28 protein-coding genes are annotated in these 25,312 nt (G+C 65.3%); 15 read left to right on the forward strand and 13 right to left on the reverse strand.

Features of this window, described 5'->3' with window-relative positions; genetic code table 11:
• Window positions 1-129 precede the first annotated feature (129 nt).
• Window positions 130-1,116, forward strand: coding sequence for a threonine ammonia-lyase (locus ACFQ24_RS21300; protein WP_380914941.1), 987 nt, complete (start codon window positions 130-132; stop codon window positions 1,114-1,116).
• 4 nt (window positions 1,117-1,120) lie between these two features.
• On the opposite strand, the gene ACFQ24_RS21305 is transcribed toward ACFQ24_RS21300, so the two are convergent.
• The 5 genes from ACFQ24_RS21305 to ACFQ24_RS21325 are packed head-to-tail and all read right to left on the reverse strand — an operon-like array spanning window position 1,121 to window position 6,689.
• Complete coding sequence (locus ACFQ24_RS21305) at window positions 1,121-2,434, reverse strand: DUF3422 domain-containing protein (RefSeq protein ID WP_380914943.1); 1,314 nt, start codon at window positions 2,432-2,434, stop codon at window positions 1,121-1,123.
• Window positions 2,435-2,492: 58 nt separating this feature from the next.
• Window positions 2,493-3,254 carry a TIGR02186 family protein gene (locus tag ACFQ24_RS21310; protein WP_380914945.1) on the reverse strand — a complete coding sequence of 254 codons (762 nt, stop codon included), beginning with the start codon at window positions 3,252-3,254 and terminating at the stop codon, window positions 2,493-2,495.
• Window positions 3,254-4,168 carry a sulfite exporter TauE/SafE family protein gene (locus ACFQ24_RS21315; protein ID WP_380914947.1) on the reverse strand — a complete coding sequence of 305 codons (915 nt, stop codon included), beginning with the start codon at window positions 4,166-4,168 and terminating at the stop codon, window positions 3,254-3,256. The genes ACFQ24_RS21310 and ACFQ24_RS21315 overlap by 1 nt, the downstream gene beginning before the upstream one ends.
• A 56-nt stretch (window positions 4,169-4,224) precedes the next feature.
• Window positions 4,225-5,295, reverse strand: a complete 1,071-nt coding sequence (locus tag ACFQ24_RS21320) for a hypothetical protein (RefSeq protein ID WP_380914949.1) — start codon at window positions 5,293-5,295, stop codon at window positions 4,225-4,227.
• Entirely contained in the window at window positions 5,292-6,689 is a 1,398-nt protein-coding gene (locus tag ACFQ24_RS21325; protein ID WP_380914950.1) for a glycosyl transferase family protein, read from the reverse strand. Before ACFQ24_RS21325 ends, ACFQ24_RS21320 begins: the two co-directional genes overlap by 4 nt.
• A 303-nt stretch (window positions 6,690-6,992) precedes the next feature.
• Between ACFQ24_RS21325 and ACFQ24_RS21330 the strand changes: the two genes are divergently transcribed.
• The 5 genes from ACFQ24_RS21330 (at window position 6,993) to ACFQ24_RS21350 (ending at window position 10,700) form a co-directional block, all read left to right on the forward strand.
• Complete coding sequence (locus tag ACFQ24_RS21330; RefSeq protein ID WP_380914952.1) at window positions 6,993-7,166, forward strand: hypothetical protein; 174 nt, start codon at window positions 6,993-6,995, stop codon at window positions 7,164-7,166.
• Window positions 7,167-7,202: 36 nt separating this feature from the next.
• On the forward strand, window positions 7,203-7,559 hold the full coding sequence (locus ACFQ24_RS21335) for a hypothetical protein (RefSeq protein WP_380914953.1): 357 nt from the start codon (window positions 7,203-7,205) through the stop codon (window positions 7,557-7,559).
• A gap of 144 nt (window positions 7,560-7,703) precedes the next feature.
• Complete coding sequence (gene sucC / locus ACFQ24_RS21340) at window positions 7,704-8,903, forward strand: ADP-forming succinate--CoA ligase subunit beta (RefSeq protein ID WP_380914955.1); 1,200 nt, start codon at window positions 7,704-7,706, stop codon at window positions 8,901-8,903.
• A 96-nt stretch (window positions 8,904-8,999) separates the two neighbouring features.
• A complete protein-coding gene (locus ACFQ24_RS21345; protein WP_380914957.1) occupies window positions 9,000-9,749 on the forward strand; it encodes an electron transfer flavoprotein subunit beta/FixA family protein in 750 nt (249 codons plus the stop codon).
• Between the two features lie 21 nt (window positions 9,750-9,770).
• Complete coding sequence (locus ACFQ24_RS21350) at window positions 9,771-10,700, forward strand: electron transfer flavoprotein subunit alpha/FixB family protein (RefSeq protein ID WP_380914959.1); 930 nt, start codon at window positions 9,771-9,773, stop codon at window positions 10,698-10,700.
• A gap of 199 nt (window positions 10,701-10,899) precedes the next feature.
• On the opposite strand, the gene ACFQ24_RS21355 is transcribed toward ACFQ24_RS21350, so the two are convergent.
• The 4 genes from ACFQ24_RS21355 to ACFQ24_RS21370 all read right to left on the reverse strand — a co-directional run bounded on the left by ACFQ24_RS21355 (window position 10,900) and on the right by ACFQ24_RS21370 (window position 13,050).
• Complete coding sequence (locus tag ACFQ24_RS21355) at window positions 10,900-11,112, reverse strand: hypothetical protein (RefSeq protein ID WP_380914961.1); 213 nt, start codon at window positions 11,110-11,112, stop codon at window positions 10,900-10,902.
• A gap of 88 nt (window positions 11,113-11,200) precedes the next feature.
• Window positions 11,201-11,482, reverse strand: coding sequence for a hypothetical protein (locus ACFQ24_RS21360; protein ID WP_380914963.1), 282 nt, complete (start codon window positions 11,480-11,482; stop codon window positions 11,201-11,203).
• Window positions 11,483-11,494: 12 nt separating this feature from the next.
• Window positions 11,495-11,971 carry a hypothetical protein gene (locus ACFQ24_RS21365; protein ID WP_380914965.1) on the reverse strand — a complete coding sequence of 159 codons (477 nt, stop codon included), beginning with the start codon at window positions 11,969-11,971 and terminating at the stop codon, window positions 11,495-11,497.
• A gap of 98 nt (window positions 11,972-12,069) precedes the next feature.
• Window positions 12,070-13,050 carry a hypothetical protein gene (locus ACFQ24_RS21370; protein WP_380914966.1) on the reverse strand — a complete coding sequence of 327 codons (981 nt, stop codon included), beginning with the start codon at window positions 13,048-13,050 and terminating at the stop codon, window positions 12,070-12,072.
• A 216-nt stretch (window positions 13,051-13,266) separates the two neighbouring features.
• Between ACFQ24_RS21370 and ACFQ24_RS21375 the strand changes: the two genes are divergently transcribed.
• Entirely contained in the window at window positions 13,267-13,686 is a 420-nt protein-coding gene (locus tag ACFQ24_RS21375; RefSeq protein WP_380914968.1) for a hypothetical protein, read from the forward strand.
• 1 nt (window position 13,687) lies between these two features.
• The gene (locus tag ACFQ24_RS21380; protein ID WP_380914970.1) at window positions 13,688-14,257 is read left to right on the forward strand and encodes a hypothetical protein; all 570 of its coding nucleotides are present in this window, start codon (window positions 13,688-13,690) and stop codon (window positions 14,255-14,257) included.
• Between the two features lie 277 nt (window positions 14,258-14,534).
• Here the strand turns inward: ACFQ24_RS21380 and uvrA are convergent, their stop codons facing one another.
• The gene (uvrA, locus tag ACFQ24_RS21385) at window positions 14,535-17,468 is read right to left on the reverse strand and encodes an excinuclease ABC subunit UvrA (RefSeq protein WP_380914972.1); all 2,934 of its coding nucleotides are present in this window, start codon (window positions 17,466-17,468) and stop codon (window positions 14,535-14,537) included.
• Window positions 17,469-17,915: 447 nt separating this feature from the next.
• On the opposite strand from uvrA, the gene ACFQ24_RS21390 reads away from it, so the two are divergent.
• Both ACFQ24_RS21390 and ACFQ24_RS21395 read left to right on the forward strand, forming a co-directional pair.
• Window positions 17,916-18,821: a hypothetical protein gene (locus tag ACFQ24_RS21390; RefSeq protein WP_380914974.1), complete on the forward strand. Its 906-nt coding sequence runs from the start codon at window positions 17,916-17,918 to the stop codon at window positions 18,819-18,821.
• Between the two features lie 574 nt (window positions 18,822-19,395).
• Entirely contained in the window at window positions 19,396-19,761 is a 366-nt protein-coding gene (locus ACFQ24_RS21395; RefSeq protein ID WP_380914976.1) for a UrcA family protein, read from the forward strand.
• 275 nt (window positions 19,762-20,036) lie between these two features.
• Here ACFQ24_RS21395 and ACFQ24_RS21400 read toward each other — a convergent pair whose 3' ends face one another.
• The gene (locus ACFQ24_RS21400) at window positions 20,037-20,798 is read right to left on the reverse strand and encodes a LytR/AlgR family response regulator transcription factor (protein WP_380914978.1); all 762 of its coding nucleotides are present in this window, start codon (window positions 20,796-20,798) and stop codon (window positions 20,037-20,039) included.
• 7 nt (window positions 20,799-20,805) lie between these two features.
• Window positions 20,806-21,918 (reverse strand): sensor histidine kinase, encoded by a 1,113-nt coding sequence (locus tag ACFQ24_RS21405; protein ID WP_380914980.1) that lies wholly within the window; start codon window positions 21,916-21,918, stop codon window positions 20,806-20,808.
• Window positions 21,919-22,067: 149 nt separating this feature from the next.
• Here ACFQ24_RS21405 and ACFQ24_RS21410 point away from each other — a divergent pair, with 149 nt between their 5' ends.
• From ACFQ24_RS21410 to ACFQ24_RS21430, 5 genes are all read left to right on the forward strand, one after another.
• Window positions 22,068-22,304, forward strand: a complete 237-nt coding sequence (locus tag ACFQ24_RS21410) for a hypothetical protein (protein WP_380914982.1) — start codon at window positions 22,068-22,070, stop codon at window positions 22,302-22,304.
• Between the two features lie 79 nt (window positions 22,305-22,383).
• Entirely contained in the window at window positions 22,384-22,638 is a 255-nt protein-coding gene (locus tag ACFQ24_RS21415) for a hypothetical protein (protein WP_380914984.1), read from the forward strand.
• A 65-nt stretch (window positions 22,639-22,703) separates the two neighbouring features.
• On the forward strand, window positions 22,704-23,117 hold the full coding sequence (locus ACFQ24_RS21420; protein WP_380914986.1) for a hypothetical protein: 414 nt from the start codon (window positions 22,704-22,706) through the stop codon (window positions 23,115-23,117).
• Between the two features lie 165 nt (window positions 23,118-23,282).
• The gene (locus ACFQ24_RS21425; protein WP_380914988.1) at window positions 23,283-23,831 is read left to right on the forward strand and encodes a hypothetical protein; all 549 of its coding nucleotides are present in this window, start codon (window positions 23,283-23,285) and stop codon (window positions 23,829-23,831) included.
• 165 nt (window positions 23,832-23,996) lie between these two features.
• On the forward strand, window positions 23,997-24,296 hold the full coding sequence (locus ACFQ24_RS21430; protein ID WP_380915449.1) for a GIY-YIG nuclease family protein: 300 nt from the start codon (window positions 23,997-23,999) through the stop codon (window positions 24,294-24,296).
• Window positions 24,297-24,403: 107 nt separating this feature from the next.
• On the opposite strand, the gene ACFQ24_RS21435 is transcribed toward ACFQ24_RS21430, so the two are convergent.
• Complete coding sequence (locus tag ACFQ24_RS21435; RefSeq protein ID WP_380914990.1) at window positions 24,404-25,270, reverse strand: SDR family oxidoreductase; 867 nt, start codon at window positions 25,268-25,270, stop codon at window positions 24,404-24,406.
• Between the last annotated feature and the right edge of the window lie 42 nt (window positions 25,271-25,312).

Consider the following 25,312-nt stretch of genomic DNA (forward strand, 5'->3'; position numbering starts at 1 on the left):
TCCTCGTATTGATTATGATATCATAATTATATCATTTTATTTGCCCGATCAAGCAGGCCGCGCCGCCGCCATTGGCGCTTCATCGCGCGGTCCGGCGCAGCTAGGGATCCGGTCAAAGGAGCCCACCCAATGCCGCACATGCCCGCCATTACCGCCGAAGATGTCCTGGACGCCGCCCGGATGATCGCGCCCGCCGCCGTGCGGACGCCGTTGCTGGAAAATGCGGTGCTCAACGAACGCTGCGGTCGCCGCGTGTTCATTAAGTTCGAGGGTGCGCAGCGCACGGGATCGTTCAAGTTCCGTGGGGCTTACAACCGGCTTGTTCGGCTCGATGCCAAGGAGCGGCGGGCTGGCGTCGTCGCCTGGTCTTCGGGCAACCATGCGCAGGGGGTGGCGGCAGCAGCGAAGATGCTCGACATGCCCGCGATCATCGTGATGCCGGCCGATGCACCTGCGATCAAGCTGGCCAACACGCGCGCGTTGGGCGCGCAGGTCATCACCTATGATCGTCATATGGAAAACCGGGAGGAGATCGCCACCGCCCTGGCGCAGGCGCGCGGCGCGACCTTGGTGCCGTCCTTCGACGATCCGTACATCATTGCCGGGCAGGGCACGGCGGGGCTGGAGATAGTGGAACAGGCCGCGGAGGCCGGCGTGGAGGTGGGCCAGATACTGGTCTGTTGCGGCGGCGGAGGGTTGACGGCCGGCATCGCCACCGCCGTCAAGGCGCGCGCGCCCGACACCCGCATCTATACGGTCGAACCCGCAGGCTTCGACGATACGGCCCGGTCGCTGCTGAGCGGCGAGCGAGAAAGCGTGCGACCTGATGCGCGCACCATTTGCGACGCGCTGATGTCGCCCAGCCCCGGCGCGTTGACCTTCCCGATCAACCGGGCGCTGGTGTCGGGCGGGCTGGTGGTCGATGACGACCAGGTGCGCGACGCGATGCGGTTCGCCTTTTCCACGCTGAAGCTGGTGGTGGAGCCGGGCGGCGCGGTCGCGCTGGCGGCGATGCTGGCGGGCCTCGCGCCGCAGGACGAAGGCGCAAGCGCCATCGTGATGTCCGGCAGCAATGTCGACGGCGCGGATTATGCCGCGATCGTGGGCGGCGCGTGACGGATCAATGATCGGTGGGATCGCCGCCGCGCGGTCGCTTCACCTTCTTGAGCTGACGCAGCCCGGCCCAGACCGCCACGACGATGGCCGGTATCAGGGCCAGGTCGATCCAGCTGGGGAGGTGCGCGCCCTGCGCCTCCAGCGCTTCCTTCAGATAATGCCACAGGCCCAGCGCATAATAGCTGATCGCAACGACCGACAGCCCTTCGACCGTGTGCTGGAGGCGCAGTTGCAGGCCGGTGCGCCGGTCCATCGATGCCAGAAGATCGCGGTTGCGCCGGGCCAGCGCGGTATCGACGCGGGTACGCAGCATCGCGCTGGTCCAGGCCGTCCGCTGCGACAAATCCTCCAGCCGCCGGTTGAATGCATCGCAGGTCCGCATGGCAGGCAGCAGCCGCCGTTCGGTGAAATCGTCGAGCGAGCGATAGCCGCGCACCGGCGCGACATCGAGCCGGCGGATGCGATCGAGGCATAGTTCCGCATAGGCGCGGGTCGCGCTCATCCGGTAACGGGTTTGCGCCACGATCTGCGCCAGTTTGGCGCTGAGCGCGGAGAGTTGCTCCAGCACCGCGTCGGCGTCCGCGCTGGGCTGCGCCACCTGCGCCGTGACATCCGTGAGCCGCCGTTCCAGCGCGGCGACAACGGGCGTCGCCCGCTGCGCTTCGGGCAGGCCCAGCAGCGCTATCTTGCGGTAGTTGCCGAGTTCCTGAAGCCGCTGGACCAGCAGGGCGGGCTCGGCCCCCTCCAGCCCCCGATCATGGATGAGCAGGCGGCCGAAGCCGCTGTCGTGCAGGCGGAAGTCGCTCCATATCCGGGCGCGGCCCTGCGCTACGTCGGAGATGATGAGATCGTCGGATGAGAAGTGCGCGACGACGGTTGCGCGGTCGGGTTCGTTGCCCACCAGCGCGATCTGGGTCGACCGGATGATGCGACCGGGCAAATGGTCCATCCAAGGCGCGATCGCGTGGAAAGGTGCGAGGTCGAAGGGCGGTCCATCGGTCGCGGCGATGAAGCTGTAGGTGATGAATTCGCTGTGCCGTTCCCATGAAAAGCCGAGCGTGTCGAGCGGGCAGGCGAAGAAGCGATCCCCCTCGTGCGGGCGCTCCACTTCGGGCGGGAGCAGGCGGTCGAGCATGGCGATGCTGGCGCGGGCTTCCTCATCATCTACCATCAGCATGAACTGGACCGCGCGGGAAGGGGTGCGCAGGCGAGGCATCTTGCGCACATGCATCTCGCGCGAGAGCGAGGCGCGCAGAGGGTGGCTGAGGGCGTCCAGCTGGTAGAAGGGATGTGCTTCCCCGCGATCCGTTTCGCCCATCTGCCATCCCCCCTAACGTCCTTCTATGTCCACCAGTCCGACATAAAGGGGCCGGAAGTCAAATGCGTTTGGCGATGGCGCCCGCTGCCCACCCCATGCCGACCGCAAGCGCAATGGCCGCGAGGCCGTAGAGGAAGGACCAATGCTCCGCCGCGCTGGCCATGAACTGCTCGAAGCCCGACTTGCGGACGGTGATGTCGCGCACCGCGGCCGCGACGACGCGGCCGTTCTGCACCAGGAACGTCTCGGCGGTATAATCGCCCACGATCACGCGCGCCGACAGAGGCAATCGGGCACGGTACAGCACGCCATCGCTGATCTCGACTGTGCCGGGGCGCTCGACGAACAGGCCCGACCGTTCACGCAGGGCGACGAGGCCGCTTTCGAAGCGGCTGAGTTCAGCGCTGTCGTTGAGCGAAGAGGGGGAGAGTTGCAGCTTGTCCACGCCCAGTTCGTAAATGGCGGCGGTGCGTTCGTCGACGATCCGGTCGATCGGTCGCGACGATGCCATGGCGTAGAAGCTGGGCGCGGAGCGGAAGCGTGCGGTGTCGGCATTGACCCAGATGCCGGCAACCTTCTGTTTTTCGCGCATGACGATGGATTGTTCCGGCCCCTTCAGCACCACGACGATGTCGGCCGGCTTTTCGGGGCGACGGCCATCGGGATAGACGATGGCACCGAACAGCAGCAGGTCCGCGCCGGTGAAGCTGTACTGGATCTCCACGTCGCGCTGCGACACGTCGGGCACCAGTTCGGGTGCCTCCGCTCCGCCCAACGGCAGGGCGCTGACCGCAAGCAGCAGGGCGGCGGCCTTGCGCATCAGCCCAGCTCTATCGTGTAGATGGCGTCCGGTCGCCAGCCCAGCCCCAGCGCCATGCGCGCTGCGACCAGCAGCACGATGGCGGCGAGCAGGATGCGCAGATATTCCGGCCGGATCGTCATGGAAAGGCGCGTGCCGACCTGCGCGCCGGTGACGCTGCCCACCAGCAGCAGCATGGCGAGCACGAGATCGACGGCCTTGGTCGTCATCGCGTGCATCATCGTGGTCGCCATCGTGACGAACAGGATCTGGAACAGCGATGTGCCGACAACGGACTGGGTCGTCATGCCGAGCAGGTAGAGCATCGCCGGCACGAGGATGAAGCCGCCGCCCACGCCCAGCAACATGGTGAGGATGCCGGTCGCCACGCCCAGCAGCAGGGGAGCAAGGGGGGAAATATAAAGGCCCGAGCGATAGAAGCGCCAGCGCATGGGCAGCGCGGCGACGAGCGGATGGTGGCGGCGCTTGCGGGCGGGCGCGCGCCGGCCGGTCTTGAGGGCGATGAGCGCCTGGATCGATTCCTTGGCCATCAGCCCGCCGATGCCCCCCAGCATCAGGACGTAGAGGATGCCGATCACCGTATCGATCTGCCCCAGATGCTGGAGCAGCCGGAAGATCAGAACGCCTAGCCCCGCGCCCACGACCCCGCCGGAAATGAGGACTCCGCCCATGCGGAAGTCGACCGTGCCACGCGATATGTGGGTGACGACGCCCGAAACGCTGGCGCCCGTCACCTGGCTGGCGGCCGAGGCAGCGGCGACGGTCGGCGGGATGCCGTAGAAGATGAGGAGCGGCGTCGTGAGGAAACCGCCGCCCACGCCGAACATGCCCGACAACAGCCCTACGACTCCGCCCAGCGCGACGATGACGAGCGCGTTCACCGAAAGGTTGGCGATGGGCAGATAGAGATCCATGCTGGCCTTCGGTTAACCCCAAAGACGCCCGGCATAAAGGCGAAAGCCTCGCGGGATCAAAAATCCGCGCCGAGCGTCAGGGCAAGCCCGGACGCCGGGCGGGCGTTGCCGGCGATGCGCTGACGCCATTCGAGCGACAGGCGGGCGTTGGCGTTGGGGAGGGGCAGGCGCAGCTGGAGTTCGGGACTGGCGTCGAGGCGGCTGACGCCCGGTTGTGCGCCGCCCGAAAGCGCCGCGCCGACGCGGACAGGCGCACCCTGCACCGGGGCAAGGAGCGACATCTTGCCGTCGATGAACAGGTCCGTATGGCGAAAACCGACGACGCCGGCCTGCGCATAGCCTTCCGCCTCCAGCCCCTTTGCGATCGGCGTGGGGCCAAAGCCGCCGACGGCCGTGATCGCATTGGCGTCGCGCGCTCCGGTGCCAAGCGCGATGCGGCGTTCGGCGGCGATGGTGACGGGGATGGCGCGTACAGGCTGGAAGGCGACGCCCGCTGCCGCTTCGGGCGCGGCCGGTCGCTGGAGCGCGCCGGTGAGGCGGCCATAGGCGGTCAGACGCGACGATCCCCGGTCGGACAGCAGATAGTCGACGCGGATGCCGGCCTGCGATCCGCCGAGGCGGCCGACCGACGCGGCGTCCGGTGGTTGACCGCTGCCGTCGCGCCAAAGCACCCAACTGCTGGCCCGCCACCGGTGCTGCGCCGGCGCGGAGGACAGGCTGGGGGGCGGCGAAGCCGTGACGGGAAATGCGGCGATGTCGAGGTCGCCCGTCCCATAATGGCGATTGGCGAAACCGTCCGAAAAATGGATGAACTGCAGGAGGTCGATCCTGGCGTCAGGCTCGTGCCCGGATTCGAACTGCCGAGGCGTGGCCGGGCGGTTGAATGAAGGCCCAGGGGCCGATGCGGGGGCTGGCGGAAGCAGCGCTGCGGTAGGGACGTGCGCAAGGGTGATGCTGTGCGCGCGTGCGCGCGGCGCCCAGGCCGCAGGAGCAGGGGAAGCGGCCGCAACCGGAGCGGGCGTGGGCCGGACAAGGAGCAGTTGCTCGCTTGCAACGCGCAATCCGACCCAGCCAAGCATCACGAGCAGAAGGAAGCGCAGGGGGCGGCTGTGGACGGCACCGGTCATGCGTCGGCCTGTATGTCGGGGAATCGGTGGCTGGTCTTGTCCCAGCGGAGCGGCTTGCCGAAGAGCGACCTGCCGTAGAGGAAAATGGCACGACGCGCGGCCAGGATAGCGATGTAATTGGCGATGACGGTGCGCGGGATTGCGCCCAGGCCCTGCCGCCAGCCATAGACCCGGCCGGTGAAGAGCGCGCGCATGACCATCCGCCATGTCATCAGCATGACGTTCGCGGTGAGCAGTCCTTCCATGAAAGGCGAGACGTGAAGCGGCGGAACCGGGATCAGCAGCCCGATCAACAGGATCGCGCCCCACAGGATGAAGGAGAGATAGGCGGCGCACAGGACCAGCGCCGCTACCGTCGCGCGCCGGTCGCGGATGCGCATCCACCATTCGGCGGGGCCGCCGCGCCAGCCCAGCCGGTCCCATCCCGCGAGCGATATGCCGACCATCCAGCGCGCCTTCTGCCGCACGGCTTCGTGCAGCGTGTCGGGGAAGAATTCGCGGGTTGCGACGAGTCCGCCGCGCCCGTCGCCCATCCGCACGAACACGCCGCGTCCACCCATGTCGCTGATCCGCAGACCCACCTCATAATCTTCGGTGAGCGAGGAGGGATCGAACGGGCCGCCGTGACGGGCGTCTACCAGCTGCCCCAATATCCCACGTTCGAAGGCGCAGGCGACCCCGGCGGAGGGAATGGACGCGCCAAGCGCCTCCCGCACGGTGAGTAGCCGCCCGTGCGACTCGGCAAATTCGTCACAATAATGATCGGCGATCGCCCGGTTGAACCAGCCGCCGCGGCCGGGAAGGGGCAGGACCGGCAATTGGACGAGCGCGAAGCGGTCGATCATGAAGTCGAACAGGCGGATCTCATCGGCATGGACGACATCTTCGGCGTCGTGGAGGAGCACCGCCTTGAACGCGACGCCCTCCCGCGCCTCGCACGCGGCCATCGCCCGCCAGAGCGTGTTGAGGCAGTCGGCCTTGGTCGTGGGGCCGGGGCGGGGATTGACCGCGACGACGATGCGCGGTTCCCCTTCCGCCACGGAGGCGAGTGCCGTGATAGTGTCCGGATCGTTGGGATAGACGCCGACAAAGATGCGGTAGCGCGCGTCCTGCCATTGGCTGAGTGCGTGGCGCAGCATCGGCGCGATCACATCGGCCTCGCGCCAGGCGGGGATGAAGACGGCGATGGTTCCGGGTTCGATCGAGGCCGGGAGGGTGGCGGTGGTCATGCGCGGGTGGCGCGCATAAATAGCCAGGTCGCGCCAATATTTCCGCGCAAGGAAAAGCAGGTCCATGAGCAGATCGTCGATGCCGCCGATCCACAGGCCGACCATGGCGAAAAGCAGCAGTTCGCTGTGAATTGCCTGCAGTCCGGCCGCCACCGCATCGCCCAAGCCGAACGCCCCCAGCTTTTTCCCTGCAGATCATGGCACTTACGCAGAGCGGCTCCAAGCCTTTTGGGTGATTTGTTGAAACGCGCTCCCGAAGCCTGAGCAAGCAAGGCTTCTCCGGCGACCGGACGAGGCTGCGGCAGGGCGGCTCGTGGCCTGGCCGAGCCGATGACGGTCGCCAGAGCGGTGCCGGCATGCTATAGAGTCGTTCGACGATCCGCATTTCGTGGCCGCTTATACGGGCTCCGACAGCCGGTATCGTCCCATCGACCAGACTTCCAGACGCAAAGAGGAGGAGGGCGAGACATGGAGACGGATGTCAATTATCTGCTGCATCGGCAGCAAATGGCGCTCATCCGCGCGCAGGGCAGCCAATCGGAACAAGGCAAGGCCGCCTATGAAGGGCTGGCGCGCGGCTATGCGAGCCGGATCAATGCCTACAGGCAGGCGAACCAGCGGATGATCCTGCCCTCCCACTGACAGCGCGGTCGCCCGGCGGAAGGAGAGTCGCCGTTCTTGCGCCACCCGGTCGGGAGCGCCAGAACGCACGGCATGAAATATGGTCTTCCCACAATATTGTTGAGCCTTGCTGGTCTCGGCCTGTCCGGTTGCGCATCCCTGTCGCCCGAGTCGCGGGTCAGGGCGGGGCTGATGGAAGCCGGGCTGTCCGAGCGAACGGCGTCCTGCATGGCAAAGCCGATGGCGAAAGACCTCAGCGTCATGCAGTTGCGTCGGCTCCAGTCGCTGGGCGGAATCCGCAAGTCGCATAGGAACGGCGTGAACAGCGCCGAACTGCTGCACAGGCTGCGCGCTTTGCAGGATCCAGAGATCATCGCGGTGACGGGGAGGGCCGCCATCACCTGCGCATTCTGACGTAATTTCGCTGTTTTCCGGCCAATTGCCGCCGCCGCGTTTTGCAATTTTGCAAAACGATTTTGCAAATCCCGCTGGTCTGTGGGGTTCACCTGTGCTTATCGGTCCGTCATCTGCTTCACCGCAAAAGGACGGGCCCGACCCATGAACATTCACGAATATCAGGCCAAGGAACTGCTGGCGAAATATGGCGCGCCGATCGCGGCGGGCTATGCCGCCTTCTCGGTCGACGAAGCCGTCGAAGCCGCAAAGAAGCTGCCCGGGCCGCTCTATGTCGTGAAGTCGCAGATCCATGCCGGCGGTCGCGGCAAGGGCAAGTTCAAGGAACTCGGCCCCGATGCGAAGGGCGGCGTCCGCCTCGCTTTCAACCTCGACGAGGTAAAGGCCCATGCGACCGACATGCTCGGCAACACGCTGGTGACGATCCAGACCGGCGAAGCGGGCAAGCAGGTCAACCGCCTCTACGTCACCGACGGCGCGGACATCGCGAAGGAATTCTACCTCGCGCTGCTGGTCGACCGCGCCACCAGCCGCATCGCCTTCGTCGTGTCGACCGAAGGCGGCATGGACATCGAGGAAGTCGCCCATTCGACCCCTGAAAAGATCCACAGCTTCTCGGTCGATCCGGCTTCGGGCTTCCAGCCGCACCATGGCCGCGCCGTGGCCGCCGCGCTGGGCCTGACGGGCGATCAGGCGAAACAGGCGGCCAAGGTCGCCTCCTCGCTCTATGCCGCATTCCTCGACACCGACGCCGAGCAGATCGAGGTCAATCCGCTGGCGCTGACCGAGCAGGGCAACCTGCTGGTGCTCGACGCCAAGGTCGGCTTCGACGGCAACGCCATGTTCCGCCACAAGGACATCGCCGAACTGCGCGACCTGACCGAGGAAGATGCGGCCGAAGTCGAAGCGTCGAAGTACGACCTCGCCTACATCAAGCTCGATGGCAACATCGGCTGCATGGTGAACGGCGCGGGCCTGGCCATGGCGACGATGGACATCATCAAGCTGAACGGCGAATTCCCCGCCAACTTCCTGGACGTGGGCGGCGGCGCCACCACCGAGAAGGTGACCGCGGCCTTCAAGATCATCCTGAAGGATCCGGCGGTGAAGGGCATCCTGGTCAACATCTTCGGCGGCATCATGAAATGCGACATCATCGCCAACGGCATCGTCGCCGCCGCCAAGGAAGTGAACCTGTCGGTCCCGCTGGTCGTCCGCCTGGAAGGCACCAACGTCCAGCAGGGTAAGGACATATTGGCCAATTCGGGTCTGCCCATCGTCCCGGCGGACGATTTGGGCGACGCGGCCAAGAAGATCGTGGCGGAAGTGAGGAAGGCAGCCTGAGGCACTTTCCCGCCTGACCGAATAATTTGAGGGTGCGGGTGGTCCGGGAACGGGCCGCCCGCGCCCGCGCTGGCATTGATAACGGAGGATGTTGCAATGAAGATCCTTGTGCCCGTGAAGCGGGTGATCGACTATAATGTGAAGCCGCGGGTGAAGGCGGACGGAACCGGCGTGGACCTTGCCAACGTCAAGATGAGCATGAACCCGTTCGACGAGATCGCGGTCGAGGAAGCCATTCGCCTGAAGGAAAAGGGCGCGGCGACCGAGGTCGTCGCCGTTTCCATCGGCGTCGCCAAGGCGCAGGAAACGCTGCGCACTGCTTTGGCCATGGGGGCGGACCGCGCCATCCTGATCCAGACGGATGACGAAGTCGAGCCGCTGGGCGTCGCCAAGCTGCTGGCCAAGGTGCAGGAAGAGGAAGGCGCTAGCCTCATCATCCTGGGCAAGCAGGCCATCGACGACGACAGCAACCAGACCGGCCAGATGCTGGCCGCGCTGCTGAACCTGCCGCAGGGCACCTTTGCGTCGAAGGTCGAGATCGAGGGCGACAAGGTCAACGTGACCCGCGAGGTCGATGGCGGGCTGGAAACGGTGAAGCTCTCCACCCCCGCGATCGTCACCACCGACCTGCGCCTGAACGAACCGCGCTATGCGTCGCTGCCCAACATCATGAAGGCCAAGAGCAAGCCGCTCGCGACCAAGACGCCCGCCGATTACGGCGTCGATATCGCGCCCCGCCTGACCACGCTGAAGGTCGAGGAGCCGGCCAAGCGCTCGGCCGGGATCAAGGTCGCCGATGTCGACGAACTGGTCGGCAAGCTGAAGGCCATGGGCGTCGCCGCCTGATTTTCCGAAGGGAAGAAGATAATGAAGACTCTGGTTTGGGTTGAACATGAAGGCGGCGCGGTCAAGGATGCGACGCTTTCCGCCGTCACCGCCGCTTCGAAGCTGGGCGAGGTGCATCTGCTGGTCGCCGGTCAGGGCGTGGACGGCGTCGCCGCCGAGGCCGCCAAGATCGCTGGCGTGGGCAAGGTCCATGTCGCTGACGACGCGGCGTTCGGCCACGCGCTTGCCGAGAATGTCGCGCCGCTGATCGTCGAACTGATGGCCGATCATGACGCATTCGTCGCGCCGGCCACCAGCAACGGCAAGAATATCGCGCCCCGCGTCGCTGCGCTGCTGGACGTCATGCAGTTGAGCGACATCCTGTCGGTCGAGAGCGAGGACACGTTCACGCGGCCCATCTATGCCGGCAACGCGATCGCGACCGTCCAGTCGAAGGACGCCAAGAAGGTCATCACCGTGCGCGGCACCGCGTTCGAGAAGGCGGCGCGCGAGGGCGGCAGCGGCACGGTGGAAGCAGTCGCCTCGACCGGGGACAAGGGCCTCAGCAGCTTCGTCGGCGCGGAGATCGCCAAGCTGGAGCGTCCCGAACTCACCAGCGCCAAGATCATCGTGTCGGGCGGCCGGGCATTGAAGGATGGCGAGACGTTCGAGCAGCTGATCTTCCCCTTGGCCGACAAGCTGGGTGCGGCGGTCGGCGCGAGCCGGGCCGCGGTGGACGCCGGCTATGTCCCCAACGACTATCAGGTCGGCCAGACCGGCAAGATCGTCGCGCCGGAAGTCTATGTCGCGGTCGGCATTTCCGGCGCGATCCAGCACCTTGCCGGCATGAAGGACAGCAAGACCATCATCGCCATCAACAAGGATGAGGACGCGCCGATCTTCCAGGTGGCGGACATCGGGCTGGTCGGCGATCTGTTCAAGGTCGTGCCGGAACTGACCGAAAAGCTGTAAGCCGCTTCACACCGGGTAGGAAAGAGGGCGCGGAGATCCGTCTCCGCGCCCTTTTTCTTGTCATTTTCAGCGGAAAGACGCGGTCCTGACACAGGAAACCGCCCGCCTGCTGCCGTGAGAGGGGGGACGCGGCAGCGGGCGGGCGGTGGCCGGCGGCAATGCGGGGGGGGATGCGCCGCCGGAGGGGAAGCTGTTGCTATCAGTGCGGCAGCGGCACGCTCGGCGCGGTATTGCTGCTGACGATCGGGCTGGTCGAGGTCGAGCCGCTGTCGGCGCGCTGCTCGTCCAGCTTTGTCTTCGCGTCGTTGTAGCGGCCGACCAAGTCGTTCTTGAACTCGGTCAGCTTGCCTTCGTCATACAGCTTCTTGCCCACATAGCCGGCGATCGCGCCGAAGATCAGGGTCCGGATCATTGCGTGTCTCCTTGAAAGGTTTGGAGGAATAACCGGCCGCGCGGCGAAGGGTTCCGGGGAATTCGACGCCGGCGGCGCACGGTTTGGCTCAGCGGCCGGGCGGGTCGTGGGGCGCGGGCATGGTGACGGGGCGCAGCCCTTCGCGATCCTCCGCCGCGACCGGGGCGGTGGGATCGGGCCGGTAATGATCGTCGGCGCGGCGCGTGCCGTCCGGGTGCGCGTCCGTCAGAAGATCGACGGGCGTGTGGCCTGGATCGTCCTGCGCCGAGAGGGCGTCGGGGAGCGGCGTGTCGGACTGTGCGGCGGGGCGGCGGGTGGCGTAGGTCCAGCCGAGCGCGGTGCCGGCGAGGAGGGCGAGGGTGCGGAGCATGGGGCTTCCTTTTCAGTTGCGGTAAATGGCGGGCGCTTCGACCGTGGGCATGGCCGCCGGTTCGATGCTGGTGGCGTGGCCGAGCTTGACCGGGGCGGGGGGCGGCCCCGGATCGGTGGGAAAGGTCTTGCCGGTGGTGCGGTCGAGCCGGCGGGCGGTGACGATGTCCAGCGCCAGCGCGCCGGCGACGAAGGCGATCGCGCCCCACACCGCCTTGCGCGCGGGGGCGCGGGTGGCGGCGAGGCCGAGCGCGGTCAGGTCCATCGCGTCGCCCGCCACCCGGTTCCACACCAGCGCGCTGTGGGCGGGCGCGGCGAGCAGGCCCGCGCCCGCCAGCAGCTCCCGCGCGCCGAACGCCTTGAGCGTCGCGCGGCCGCCGCGCGTGTCGCTGCCCAGCGCGCGGGCGATCCGCCGGGTCGCGCCCAGTTCGGCAAGGCCGATGGCGATCGAAAACAGACCAAGGCCGTAGCCCGTGGCTTCTGCAGTCATGGCTGCTCTCCCGTTCATGCCTGAGTGTCAGGTCGGGAACGGGGGCGGAGGGCGGGGGTTCCGGCGCTGTCGCTTACCTGCGTTAGGGCAGGGCGCGGTCAGTCGGCGGGCGCTTGGGGCGAGAGCGGCTTTGGTGGCGCGAAGAAGGCGTTGCGGGCGCGGATCGCGGCGATCTCATAGGGGAGGCGCGCGACGGCATCCTGCGCGTCGAGCGCCGCTTCCTCCTCCGGCGTCAGGTCGCGCTCGTAGAAATCGGGATCATAGGGTTCCTCGCTCTGGTCGCCGTCAAAGCCGGGCGGCGGCGGGAAGTCGGTACGCTGGCGGCCAAGGGCATCGTCATACCATACGCCGCGCAGCCGCCCGGCCGCTTCTTCCGGCGGCAATTCCATGAGGCGGACGGGCGGTTCGGGCGGAAGTTCACACCGTTCCTGACCGTCGGAAATCTGCGGGATATTGGCGGCCGAGGAGAGGAGGGCGACGCGCTGCGCGATGAAGAGCGCGACGCTGGCGGTGGTGGCGAAGGCGGGGTGGGCAGGGGCGGCGGTGGCTTGCGCGGAGGGAGTGGCTTCGGCTTGCGCTTCGGGCATGGCTTCAGGCGTTTTCGGGGCGGCGTCGGGCGGCGGGCAGAGCAGGTCGCAATAGGCGACGAAATCCTGCGCCACGATGCGGGCGAGCGCGGCGTCGGACCCTTCGGCCGGGCTGTCGGCCATGCGGTCCAGCCGCGAGAGCATCGACATGGCGAGCCGGTTGTCATGGCGGTGGCGGCGCATTTGCGTGCCGTCCTCGTCGCGGGTGACGACATCCTCCTGCCCCTCGATGGCGCGGGCGAGCAGCGTGTCGGCGAGCCGCGCGCGGGCGATGAGGATCGCCGCGTCCCACCCCAGGCGAAAGGCGGTGCCGTCGCGGCGCAGGCGCAAGGCATAGGCGGCGCGCTCGGAAATCTGCACCGCTTCGCAGGCGGCGCGGACGATGCCGGTGGCGGCGAGCGTTTCGACGAAGAGGCGTTGGCGCTGCGGGCTCCAGCCGTCGACGCGGACTTGGCTAGCCGGGACGGGGAGGGTGATGTCGTGGAAGGTCATGGCTGTGCGCTCCCGGATGGAAAGGGTTTGCCGGGAGGGTAAGGGAGCGGTGGGGATGTAGGACAGGGGGGTGCTGGCACGCCATTTATATGCGACGATCAGGACAAGGCCGCTTCAATAGCGCTTAGCTGAGCGATGCTAAATTCGAAGGCGTCAATATTTGCCACACACCGGCCTCCGCACTAATGTCATGAAGTGGTAAGCCAAGGGGGAATTGTGACAAAGAAAAAAATCCTATTTTTTGTATCTGCGATAATCGGCATAGTCCTTGTCTATGCTGTAGCATTTTCTATTCTTAAGAAAGCTGCGCCTGATTGGCCAACAAGGGGACAAATAGGAGATAGTCTAAATATAATAACGTCGTTATTTTCAATACTGGGTTTTCTCATTTTACTAAGCACGCTTCGCCTACAACTCAGAGAAATGAACCGTATGAAGAGGATTTCTGAACTGGAAACAGGAAAAATTTTGATCCAACACTATGAGCAAAAAAGGGAGGTTCTGGAGCAGGAACGGGAGCGGGCTGAAGGGCCCAGGCGTGCAAACTTGACTGTAGGGATTCGAGAAAATTCCAAAAAAATTGAAAGATTATATGAAATTATGGATAAGAATTATGATGCAATAGGGGACTTTTGACATGTATGGAAATATTCTCACAAATGTACAAATCGCAAAACTAAGGCAGAATTCAGCGATAAGTATTGATCCATATTCTAAATCCAATCTCAAAGAATCAGCTTATACTTTAAATCCTCTAGGAATTGAGAGGCTTTCCGATAACGGAAAATGGGGAAATATAATAGAATTGAATGAAAATAATGAAGAAATAATTCTACTTCCGGGAGAATACGTAAAGGTCGTTATTAAGCAAAGAATTATATTTCGGGAAAGAGGGCTTGTAGGAAACTTTATAATATCTTCAAGTAGTATCGAGTCGGGGCTTCTGGTTGTATGCGGCCAGATCGATTCGACCTACGGGAATGATGGTCAAGCCATAAAGTTCGGATTGAAAAATTTGCTTGATGTCAACAATTACATAAATCGCAAAACTCGATTGGCTCATATGCAAATCATCGATTATCGAGGAAGTTCTTTTGATCCAGTAAAGCTCTCAATGGAAGAAAAGAAAGTCTGGAAAGACCGGATAATAGATTGGGATATTTTCGGAGATGATGGACCGAACTACAGTTCTGCGGATGAAGTGTAAGGCCATAAAATAAATTGACTGGTATGTTTTTTTATATTATGGTATCTTAAATAACATTCTAGCGTTGTGGTCGATCAGTGGGTGCCGCGGTCGGCATGTCCAAGATCGTTAGCGACGGCTTCCCTATCCTTATACGGTCTCCGCGCGATCAAATGCCGAGGGCGCAGTCATTCTGCGGCCTCGGTCTTCGGCTGGGCCAAAAGGGGGGCGAGGTAGTGGCCGGTGAAGCTCCTCGGTTCCTTCACCACCTTCTCCGGCCCTTCGACTTCGTTCTCGACTACGCCCGAACTTCGCTCAGGACAGGTTCGTCCCCGGTTGTCATTCCCAACATCGGTCGGAGATAGTGGCCGGTGAAGCTCCGTGGGTTCTGGGCGACCTTTTCGGGGACGCCCGCCGCGACGACCTCGCCGCCTTTCACGCCGCCCTCCGGGCCCATGTCGATGATCCAGTCGGCGGTCTTGATGACATCCAGATTGTGTTCGATCACGACCACGCTGTTGCCCTGGTCGACCAGCGCGTGGAGGACTTCGAGGAGTTTGCGGACGTCTTCGAAATGCAGGCCGGTGGTGGGTTCGTCCAATATGTAGAGGGTGTTGCCGGTGGCCCGGCGGGAGAGTTCCTTGGCGAGCTTCACGCGCTGGGCCTCGCCGCCCGAGAGGGTCGTCGCCTGCTGGCCGACCTTGACGTAACCCAGGCCCACTTCGGCGAGCATCGCCATCTTGTCGCGGATGGGGGGGACGGCCTTGAAGAATTCGACCGCATCCTCGACCGTCATGTCGAGCACGTCGGCGATGGACCGCCCCTTGAACTTCACCTCCAGCGTCTCGCGATTGTAGCGCGCGCCGTGGCACACGTCGCAGGTGACGTAGACGTCGGGGAGGAAGTGCATCTCGATCTTGAGCACGCCGTCGCCCTGGCAGGCTTCGCAGCGGCCGCCCTTGACGTTGAAGCTGAAGCGGCCGGGCTTGTAGCCGCGCGCCTGGGCTTCGGGGAGGCCGGCGAACCAGTCGCGGATGTTGGTGAAGGCGCCGGTATAGGTGGCGGGGTTGGAGCGCGGGGTGCGGCCGATGGGCGACTGGTCGATGTCGATCACCTTGTCGCAATGGTCTAGGCCCGTCACCTTGTCATGCGCGCCCGCGAGGATGCGCGCGCCGTTGAGGGCGCGGGCGGAGGCGGCGTAGAGCGTGTCGATGGTGAAGCTGGACTTGCCCGATCCCGATACGCCGGTGATGCAGGTGAAGGTGCCGAGCGGGATCGACGCGGTGACGCCGCGGAGGTTGTTGGCGCGGGCGTTGTGGACGGTGAGCTTCTTGCCGGTGCCCTTGCGGCGCTTTGCGGGGACTTCGATGCGGCGGGTGCCGTTGAGGTAATCGGCGGTCAGGCTGTCCTTGTGGGCCAGGATTTCGGGCAGGGTGCCCTGCGCAACGATCTGCCCGCCATGGACGCCCGCGCCCGGCCCCATGTCGACGATATAGTCGGCGTGGCGGATCGCATCCTCGTCATGCTCGACGACGATGACGCTGTTGCCGAGGTCGCGCAGGCGTTTGAGGGTCACGAGCAGGCGGTCATTGTCGCGCTGGTGCAGGCCGATGCTGGGTTCGTCGAGGACGTAGAGGACGCCGCTGAGGCCGCTGCCGATCTGCGAGGCGAGGCGGATGCGCTGGGACTCGCCGCCCGACAGGGTGCCGCTGGTGCGGTCGAGGTTCAGATAGTCGAGGCCGACATTGTTGAGGAAGCCGAGGCGCTCGACGATTTCCTTGAGGATGGCGCGGGCGATCTGGTTCTGCTGGTCGTTGAGTTGCGCGGGGAGGGTGGAGAAGAAGCCCAATGCGTCCACCACCGAGCGGCGGGTGGAGATGGAGATGTCCTCTCCCGCGATCCTGACCGCGAGCGCTTCGGGCTTGAGGCGCGCGCCGTGGCAGGTTTCGCAGGGCTGGGCGCGTTGGTATTTGGACAGTTCCTCGCGCATCCAGGCGCTGTCGGTTTGGAGCATACGGCGGTTGAGGTTGCCGATGACGCCCTCGAACGCTTTCTTCACCTCATAGCTTTTGCGGCCGTCCTGAAAGCGGAGCGTGACCGGCTTGCCGCCGGTGCCGTGGAGGATGATGAGCTGCACCTCGCCGGGGAGGTCGGCCCAGGGGGTGTCGAGGCTGAAGCCGAACTCCTTCGCCAGGGAGCCGAGCACCTGCATATAATAGGGGCTGGGCGGGTTGGATTTCGCCCAGGGGACGATCGCGCCCTTCTTCAGGGAGAGGGCTTCGTTGGGGACGACCAGTTCGGGGTCGAACTCCTGCCGCTCGCCCAGGCCGTCGCAGGCGGGGCAGGCGCCCTGGGGGGCGTTGAAGGAGAAGAGGCGCGGCTCGATCTCCGGAATGGTGAAGCCGCTGACCGGGCAGGCGAATTTTTCGGAGAAGACGATGCGGTTGGCGGGGATGGAGGCGCCTTTCATCTTCTTGTCGGATTGCGTCTCGTCCTCGCGACCGGGGACCACGCCATCCGCCAGATCGACATAGGCGAGGCCGTCCGCCAGCTTCAGCGCCTGTTCGAAACTGTCGGCGAGGCGCGTGCCCATGTCAGAGTCTACGGCGAGGCGGTCGACGACGACTTCGATGTCGTGCTTGTACTTCTTGTCGAGCGCGGGCGCGTCCTCGATTCCGTACATCTCGCCGTCGATGCGCACGCGGGTGTAGCCCGCCTTCTGCCATTCCAGCAGCTCCTTGCGATATTCGCCCTTGCGGCCGCGCACGACGGGGGCGAGCAGATAGAAGCGGGTGCCTTCCGGCAGGGCCATCACGCGATCGACCATCTGGCTGACGGTCTGCGCGCTGATGGGGAGGCCGGTGGCGGGCGAATAGGGAATGCCGACGCGCGCCCAGAGCAGGCGCATATAGTCGTAGATTTCGGTGACGGTCGCGACGGTCGAGCGGGGATTGCGGCTGGTCGTCTTCTGCTCGATGCTGATCGCCGGGCTGAGGCCCTCGATATGTTCGACATCGGGCTTCTGCATCATCTCCAGAAACTGGCGCGCATAGGCGGACAGCGACTCCACATAGCGGCGCTGCCCCTCCGCATAGATGGTGTCGAAGGCGAGGGAGGATTTGCCCGATCCCGACAGGCCGGTGATGACGACGAGGGAGTCGCGGGGCAGATCGACGTCCACGCCCTTGAGATTATGCTCGCGCGCGCCGCGGACGCTTATGTGGGTCAGCATTCGCTACAGCTCTGCTTCTGAATATGGGTAAGGCTCATGGGGCGATGTTCTATCTTCGTTCCTGACGGGGGTCTAGGGCGAAGATAGGGAGTAGGGTCGCGAAGGAAAAGGAGGCATCCGACGCGCGATTGTGCGGTCCCGGCGCAGGTCGTGGTCCGGTTTCAGGCTCCGGACTGGACCCTTGATGGGAGTCACGCGCCTCCCATCAACTTCGCTGGCGGACAGGCATTATAGGTTCGTATCCGTCCATCTGCCTATAACTGGATCATTATGGAGGATGATCGACAATAGAGTTGAGAAGATGTCGAACCTGCGTAATATTCATGGCGGGGGGTCCGGGGGACCATTATGAACAGGGGAAGAGTAGGGGCCGTCACAGCCCTGTGTTTTGTCGTGAGTGCCTGCGGTGAGCAGACGGGGCGGCCGGCCTTTCTATCGGACCGCGGCGTGAGCAAGGAAGTCGTCGATGCCAAGGGCGACGAGCCTACGGGTGACGGGCTACTCTATCAGTTCAAGCTCGCGGCGGCTGCCGCCAAGCCGACCGTCGCCAGCGGCCAATTGAGCGTGCCCGATACCGCGCGACAGCGCGCGTTCATGGAAGCGGGCTTCGCGCTGATCCTGGCGCGGTGCAACGGCTATATCCTCGCCAAGGCCGACCGGCAGCGCGGCGTCAACGTGACGCGAGACGCGTTCGCCCCGATCACGGCGCTGGCGACGGGCATCGTGGCGCTGGTGAGCAGCGGCGAAAGCGTGGACAGCGACGTACTGACGGCGCTGTCGCTGGGCACCACCGCCGCCAGCGCGGGCTTCCGCATATACGAGCAGCGGTTTCTGTTCGGCGCGGAGAATGTCAATTCGGTGCGGCGGCTGGTCCTGAAGGCTCTGACCGACAATGCCGACGAAGCGCTGCGCAAGACCGACGAAGTGGCGAAGCAGATCGCAGCGGAGAAGGCGCGGGGCGGCGCGCAGCAAAACCGGGAGGCGCTGAGCTATTCCCAGGCAGTGATATACCTGATCAACAACCAGTCCATCTGCTCGCCCGGCCATATATTGGAACTGGTGAACGGTGCGATCAGCGCGGGCAAGATCGAGTCGATCAGCTCGACGGACAGCAAGCCCGCTGCCCCGGCGAAACCGGAGGATGGCGGACAGGCGGCCGCCGGTGGCGGGGGCGCTGGAGCCGGCGGAGGCGGGGGCGGCGCGGCCCTGCCGGCTGCCGGTGCGGGGCAACCGGGCGCCGGTGCAGCTCAGCCAGGCGCGGGCAATCCGCCAGCGGAGGGGGCCCAACCGCCGCCGCCCCCTGCGCCTGCCGGTAGCCTGAACGTCGTGACAACCACGGTCGCCCCGTCCTAACGGCAGCCCCCATGTCGTTCATCCTTCGTCGCCCGCCGTTCGTCCCGGCGCGATGGCGTCTGGCTTGTGGAACCGGCGGGTTGTCGAAGGGGTGGGGCGGTGGCGTGTCGCTGGAGTAGGATGCAGGCACAGGGGCGGTTCACCCGAGGTTCAGCGCCGATGGCGTCGTTTCGCCCCTGACGGTTTTCCTGCATCCGGTGTGCCCGACAGCGCCTGGATACGCCCCCGGCCTTCCCTTGCGCCGGGGGCGTTTTCATTTTCATTCCATCGTTGCGATTCCCGCTTTCCGTTACGGCATGGCTGTCGTTCGTTTGGCGGCAGATGTCGTTCGTCGTGCCGTTCGTCTGGCCCGGCCGGCGTTTCGTCGGTCGCTTCGTCGTTGGCCGACGCATGTCGCGCCCGGGTCGAAGCGGACGCGCGGCGGGCGGTCGGCGAGGCTAGAGAGGAAGGGCGAACGGGGACGGACGCTGTCTTCCTCCAGACCCTTTGAGAGCGTCCCCCCGTTCGCACCCGGAGCCCGCGGCCCCCTAATCGCGCGGCACCGGCCAAAGAAGGTTTTTGAGGAGATACGCCCATGTCCATGTCGTTCAAGATCGCTGCCATCGCCAGCGCTACCGTCGCCCTTGCCCTGACCGCCGGCGCCGCCGGTGCGGCCGGGATCAACGACTTCCAGTCCAACGGCCGCTCCGTCGAGGTCCGCCATGGCGACCTGGACCTGACCAAGGCGGACCAGCGCCAGCAGCTGCAGACGCGGATCAGCCGGGCCGCTTCGCGGGTCTGCTCCAAGGGCGGCCTGAACGAGCAGCAGGCGTGCCGCAAGCTGGCGATCGCGCAGGTGCAGCCGCGTATCAGCGCCGCGATCGCCCGCGCCGAGACGAAGGAGCGCTATGCCGACGCGACGCCCGCCGCGCGCGAGGCGCGCACGGTCGTGGGGAACTGACGGCGGCGATGCTGTTTCCCGGCGGCTGGCCGGGGCACGAAGGCGGAAAGGCCCGGCGGAGGACGCCGGGCCTTTTTGGTCACCCTGAACTTGTTTCAGGGTCCATTTACTGGATCGCGCCCTGGCTTATTGGGCGAAATGGATGCTGAAACAAGTTCAGCATGACGAATGACGCTACGACGGCCCTGGCCGATGTCATGCTGGGCTGATCGGGGCCAGCTTTTTCGGAAGGCAGCGGGGCCGCGGATCAGGTCCGGGGTGACGATGCGGGACGCCTAGCGCCCGGTCATCGCGCGGGCGTTGGCGAGGAAGGTGCGGCCGATGCGGATTTCGCTGCCGTCCGCGAGGGCAGCGAACCAGACGCCGCTGCCGTCGTGGCGCAGGCGGGCGATATGGTCGCGGCGCACGATGTGGCTGCGGTGCAGGCGGACGAACTGCTGCGGGTCGAGCCGTTCCTCCAGGCTGCTGATCGTCTGGTGGAGGAGATAGCTGTGGGTGCCGACATGGAGGCGCATATAGTCGCGCTCCGCCTCTATCCGGTCGATCTGGTCGGCGGCGATGCGGATGAGTTCGCTGCGGTGGGGCACCCAGAATTCCTCGGCCCATTCGGGTGCCGGCGCGGCGGGGGCGGCGGCGACATCCTCCGGCGCGCGGTTGCGCAGCGCGATCTCCACCCGGCCGACCGCGCGGGTCAGCCGATCATGGGCGACGGGTTTCAGCATATAGTCGACGGCGGCAAGGTCGAACGCTTCCACCGCGAAGCCTTCAAAGGCCGTCACGAAGATCACCGCCGGGCGGATGCCCATGCGGCCGACCGCGCGGGCGACGCCGATCCCGTCCAGCAGCGGCATCGCGATGTCGAGCATGACGAGATCGGGCCGTAACCCCTCGATCAGGCGGAGCGCGGCTTCCCCGTCCGTCGCGGTGCCGACGAGGGCGATGCGCGGTTCGCGGGCGCAGAGCATCTGGAGCCGTTCGATCGCGAGCGGTTCGTCGTCGACGATCAGGGTGCGGATGGACGGCGCGGTGTAGGACATGGGACGGTCAGCAGCCCTTGCGGACGATAGGGAGGGTGAGGAGCACGGAAAAGCCGTCCCCCTCCCGCGCACCATAGACGATGCGGCCCTGTTCGCCAAAGCGCGCGGTCAGCCGGTCGCGGACATTGGCAAGGCCGATGCCGCTGCCCGCGTCGCCGGGGCCGGGGGGATTGTCGCCATCATCGGTGACGGCGATGTGCATGAGGTCGCCATCCTCCCGCGCGGTGATGGCGATGGTGACGGGGCTGGAGGTGCGGGACACGCCATATTTGATCGCGTTTTCCACCAGCGGCTGGAGGATGAGGCCGGGCACGCAGGCATTCATCAGGCTGTCGGGCACATCGATCTGCGCCGTCAGCCGGTCGGGGAAGCGCACCGCCTCAATGTCCAGATAGAGTTTCTGGAGATGCACTTCCTCCTCCAGCGGCACATCGTCCAGCGGATCGCCGGTCAGGCTGGTGCGGTAGAAGTTGGAGAGCGACATGATCATCCGCTCCGCTTCGTCGGGGCGGTTGCGCATGACGAGCGTGGAGAGGGAATTGAGCGTGTTGAACAGGAAATGCGGGTTCACCTGATAGCGCAGGGAGCGCAGTTCCGCCTGTTGCGCGGCGCGTTCCAGCCGGGCGGCGCGGCGTTCGGTGCGGTGCGCTTCGCTGGCATAGGCGAGGGCGAGATAGAGGCCGGCCCAGGCGGACAGGAAGAAATAGCGGCTGATCGCATCTTCGACGATGGAGATCAGGACATAGCCCTTTTCCGCCATCTCCTTCTTCGTTTCGGCGTCGGGAAAGAGGCTGACGGGATCGTAGACGTTGAAGATATAATAGTTGGCCGCCGCCATCGCGAGCGCGAAGGGCGCGGCCAGCGAGAAGGCGGCGACGATGCGGACGATGAGCGGCTTGCCGTCGAAGCGGCGCAGCGCGAGGTAGAGGATCCAGGTGACGATGATGCCGATGGTCGCGACCACCATGCGGCGCGCGGCCAGTTCCCACTGCGCGTCGAAGCCGATCACGGCCGCGCGCAGGCTGACGATGACGGTGTAGAAGAACCAGAAACCCAATATGGAATAGAGCGCGACCGCGGGCGCGACGCCGCGATCGCCGTCTTCGGCAATGTCGTTCATCGGTCTGTTTTACGCATGTCCGGCGGGAATGTCTCTAGCGGCGACGCGTTGCTGGTCGAAGCGCGGTCAACGTTGGTCGAAGCGGAACCGGCGCAAGGGGCCGTCCGTTGATCCCTGCGAACCCGTTTCGGGCGATCGAGGAGAGAATGATGAGCGAGGAAAGCACGGATCTGGCCAAGGATAGGGGCGTGCGCCCCAACAGCCGCGAGGAAGCCGGCGTCGCGCGCGAAAGCGACGATCAGGACCATGCGCTGAGCACCGAGGAGAAGCTGGACGAAGGCATCGAGGATTCGATGGACGCGTCCGACCCGCCATCGTCCACCAAGCCGGGCAGCCATGGCGACCCGGTGCCCTCTTCCGGGTTCAAGGAGGAGGACGACCAATAGCGGCACCGCCGACCTTATGCTACGCTGGCGGCGGCAGAGCGAAACCGCCGCCGCCCTTTGCGAGAGGAGCCAGACCGACATGCCGACTTCCTGCACCCCCGCCATCGAACGGATCGCCCGCGTACTGGCCGGCCGTCAGTTGAGCCTGAACGGCGAGGGCAGCGATCCCCATGCGGCGGGCGCGGTGGATGCGGCCTGGCCCGATCATGTCGACGATGCCTATGCGATCCTGCATACGCTACGCGAACCCGACGCCGACATGGCGCAGGCGGGCGATGTGGCGGTGTGGCGCGCGATGATCGGCGCGGTGCTGGAAAAGCGCGCCGGGGCGTGACGGCGATCGCACCCGGATAAGGATATGGTAAGGTCGATCCGGCATGAGCGTGGCGGGAGGCCATCATGTACCAGATCCATTTCCGCCACGACATCAATCTGTTGGACATCGCCTGGCACGGCCTGTTCGATCCCGAGACCGTCGCGTCCTACGCCCGTGAGGTGAAGGCGCGGTTCGTGCAAGAACGCTTCCTGCCCGGCTACCTGCTGCGCATGGACATGAGCCGCAGCGCCGTGCAGCCCCAGGATGCGGTGGCGGCATTCCGCGAGCATCTGGGCGAGGGGGAAATTTCCGCGGGCATCGCGCATCGCCATCGTGACGCCGAGCGCCATCGCCACATTGCAGGTCCGGCGCGAGATGACGCAATCCTATCTGCGGATCTTCGCGCAGGCCGGCGAAGCGCTGGCCTGGCTGCTGGAACGGGAGCGTGCGTTGGCCTGATCCGGCGAGGCTGGACGCGCCGCCCGGACCGCCGCTGACCATGCCCAGACTTCTCTTTTCGTCGCAGTCACATAAGATACATATTGCACCGCACAACGAAATCTGTTCCCTTTGCTGAACAGCGGTGGAACGGGCGCTTAAGCCTTCGGTAACCAAGGCGGGCGCATATTTCATCCTGCGACTTCAAGTCGGAGGGCAAGATTATGGGCACCAGTGCAAGACCGGCGGACGGGGCTGTCACCCTGGCGGAACTGCGAGAATTCGCCAGCTTCCCGTCAGCCACCCAGCGGTACATCAGACGGTCGCTCGACATCGGGCTGCATCGCCGCGACGCGATGAAGCTGTGGTCGCGCGACATGGTGGAGGAAGCGTCGATCCGGGCGCAGGCGCGCATCTACGGACGGCTGGACGAGATCAAGGCGCGGGTGCCCGACGACAGCGGCCTGGAACAGGTGGAGCCGTTCATGGCCCCGCTGGTGACGGTGTCGGCCTTCGACCTGGGGCAGGACAGGCTGTCGAGCTTTTCCGCCTATCGGTTCCTCTATGAGCGGTTGCTGGGCGCGGGGGCGCGGCCATGGCTGCCCGGCGCCTTCTGCGCGGCGGCGAGCCTGCCGCACCTTCACCCCGACAAGCGGCGCGCGCTGCTCCAGTCGATCAGCGAGGCGGCGGCGACGGCGGCGGGATGGTCCAACCGGGAGCCGACCTTCTATCCCGAATGGGTCGAGAAGGTGGATTTGAGCAAGGCGAACTGAGGGGGCGTTCTGCCGGTTTGCGATTCGCCTGCACAAGGGCCGCGCGGCGTCGGGGGGCGCTGGCGCGGCCTTTTTTGTAGGCGGCGACGGTACGCGATTGGCCACTGTGCCCTAAGCACGTCACCCCGGCTTGACCCGGGATCCCGCTTTTTCAATTCTGTCATGATGGACGGGGAGGACAGGGGCGGCTGGGTCTATATCATGGCCGACCGTTATCGGGGGACGATGTATGTCGGCGTCACGGCCGACATTGCCGCTCGCGTTCATCAACATCGGTCGGGTACGGGTTCGGATTTTTGTGCGCGCTACGGACTGTTGCGGCTGGTCTGGGCCGAGCGCGGCGAGGACATCGTTGCCTGCATCGAACAGGAGAAGCGGGTCAAACGCTGGCGCCGGGAATGGAAATTCGCGCTGATCGAGCGTAGCAACCCTGAATGGCGGGACTTGTCCGGCCTTCTGGGATGACAAGGCAGCGGGACCCCGGGTCAAGCCCGGGGTGACGAGAAGTGGGATTGACCGACCCACCATATCCCCCATCAACGATCCCGACTGTCTTTAGCACAAGACCGCCCTCACCCGTTCACGATGGTGCCGCCATTGGGGTGGAGCACCTGGCCGCTCATATAGCTGCTGTCGTCGCAGGCGAGGAAGAGGAAGGCGGGGGCGACTTCGTTGGGTTGGCCGGGGCGGCCCATGGGCGTGCCTTCGCCGAAATGCTCCAGCTTTTCAGGACTTGCGCCGCCGCTGGGGTTGAGCGGGGTCCAGATCGGGCCGGGGGCGACGGCGTTGACGCGGATGCCCTCCTTCACCAGATTTTCCGACAGGCTGCGGGTGAAGGCGGTGATCGCGCCCTTCGTGCTGCTATAGTCCAGCAGTTCCTTTTCGCCCTGATACATGGTGACGGACGTGCAGTTGACGATCGCCGCGCCGGATTTGAGGTGCGGACGCGCCGCCTGCGTCAGGAAGAACATGCCGAAGATGTTGGTCTGGAAGGTGCGGCGCAGCTGATCCTCGCTGATGTCGGTGATATCCTTGTCCGGATGCTGTTCGCCTGCGTTGTTGACGAGAATGTCGAGCCGGCCGAAGCGGTCGATCACCTGGGCGACGGCGGCGTCACAAAATGCCTTGTCGCCGATGTCGCCGGCGATGGTGAGCGCGTCGCGCCCCTCCGCCGAGACGATGCGGGCGGTCTGGCGCGCATCGTCATGTTCGCAGAGATAGAGGATGGCGACGTCGGCCCCTTCGCGCGCGAAGAGGGCGGCGACGGCGCGGCCGATGCCGCTGTCCGCGCCGGTGATGAGCGCGACCTTGCCCGCGAGGCGGCCGGAGCCGGGATAGCGCGGTTGCCATTCGGGCTTGGGATCCAGTTGGGACTCGTGACCGGGCAGGCCGTCCTCATGGATCATGTCGTCGGGGGCGTCTGACTCGAGCTGGGGCATGGGTTGTCTCCTTTCACGGAAGGGCAACACATGGGGCCGGGG

This window comes from Sphingobium olei (genome assembly GCF_042678845.1).
GTDB classification, from domain to species: Bacteria; Pseudomonadota; Alphaproteobacteria; order Sphingomonadales; family Sphingomonadaceae; genus Sphingobium; species Sphingobium olei.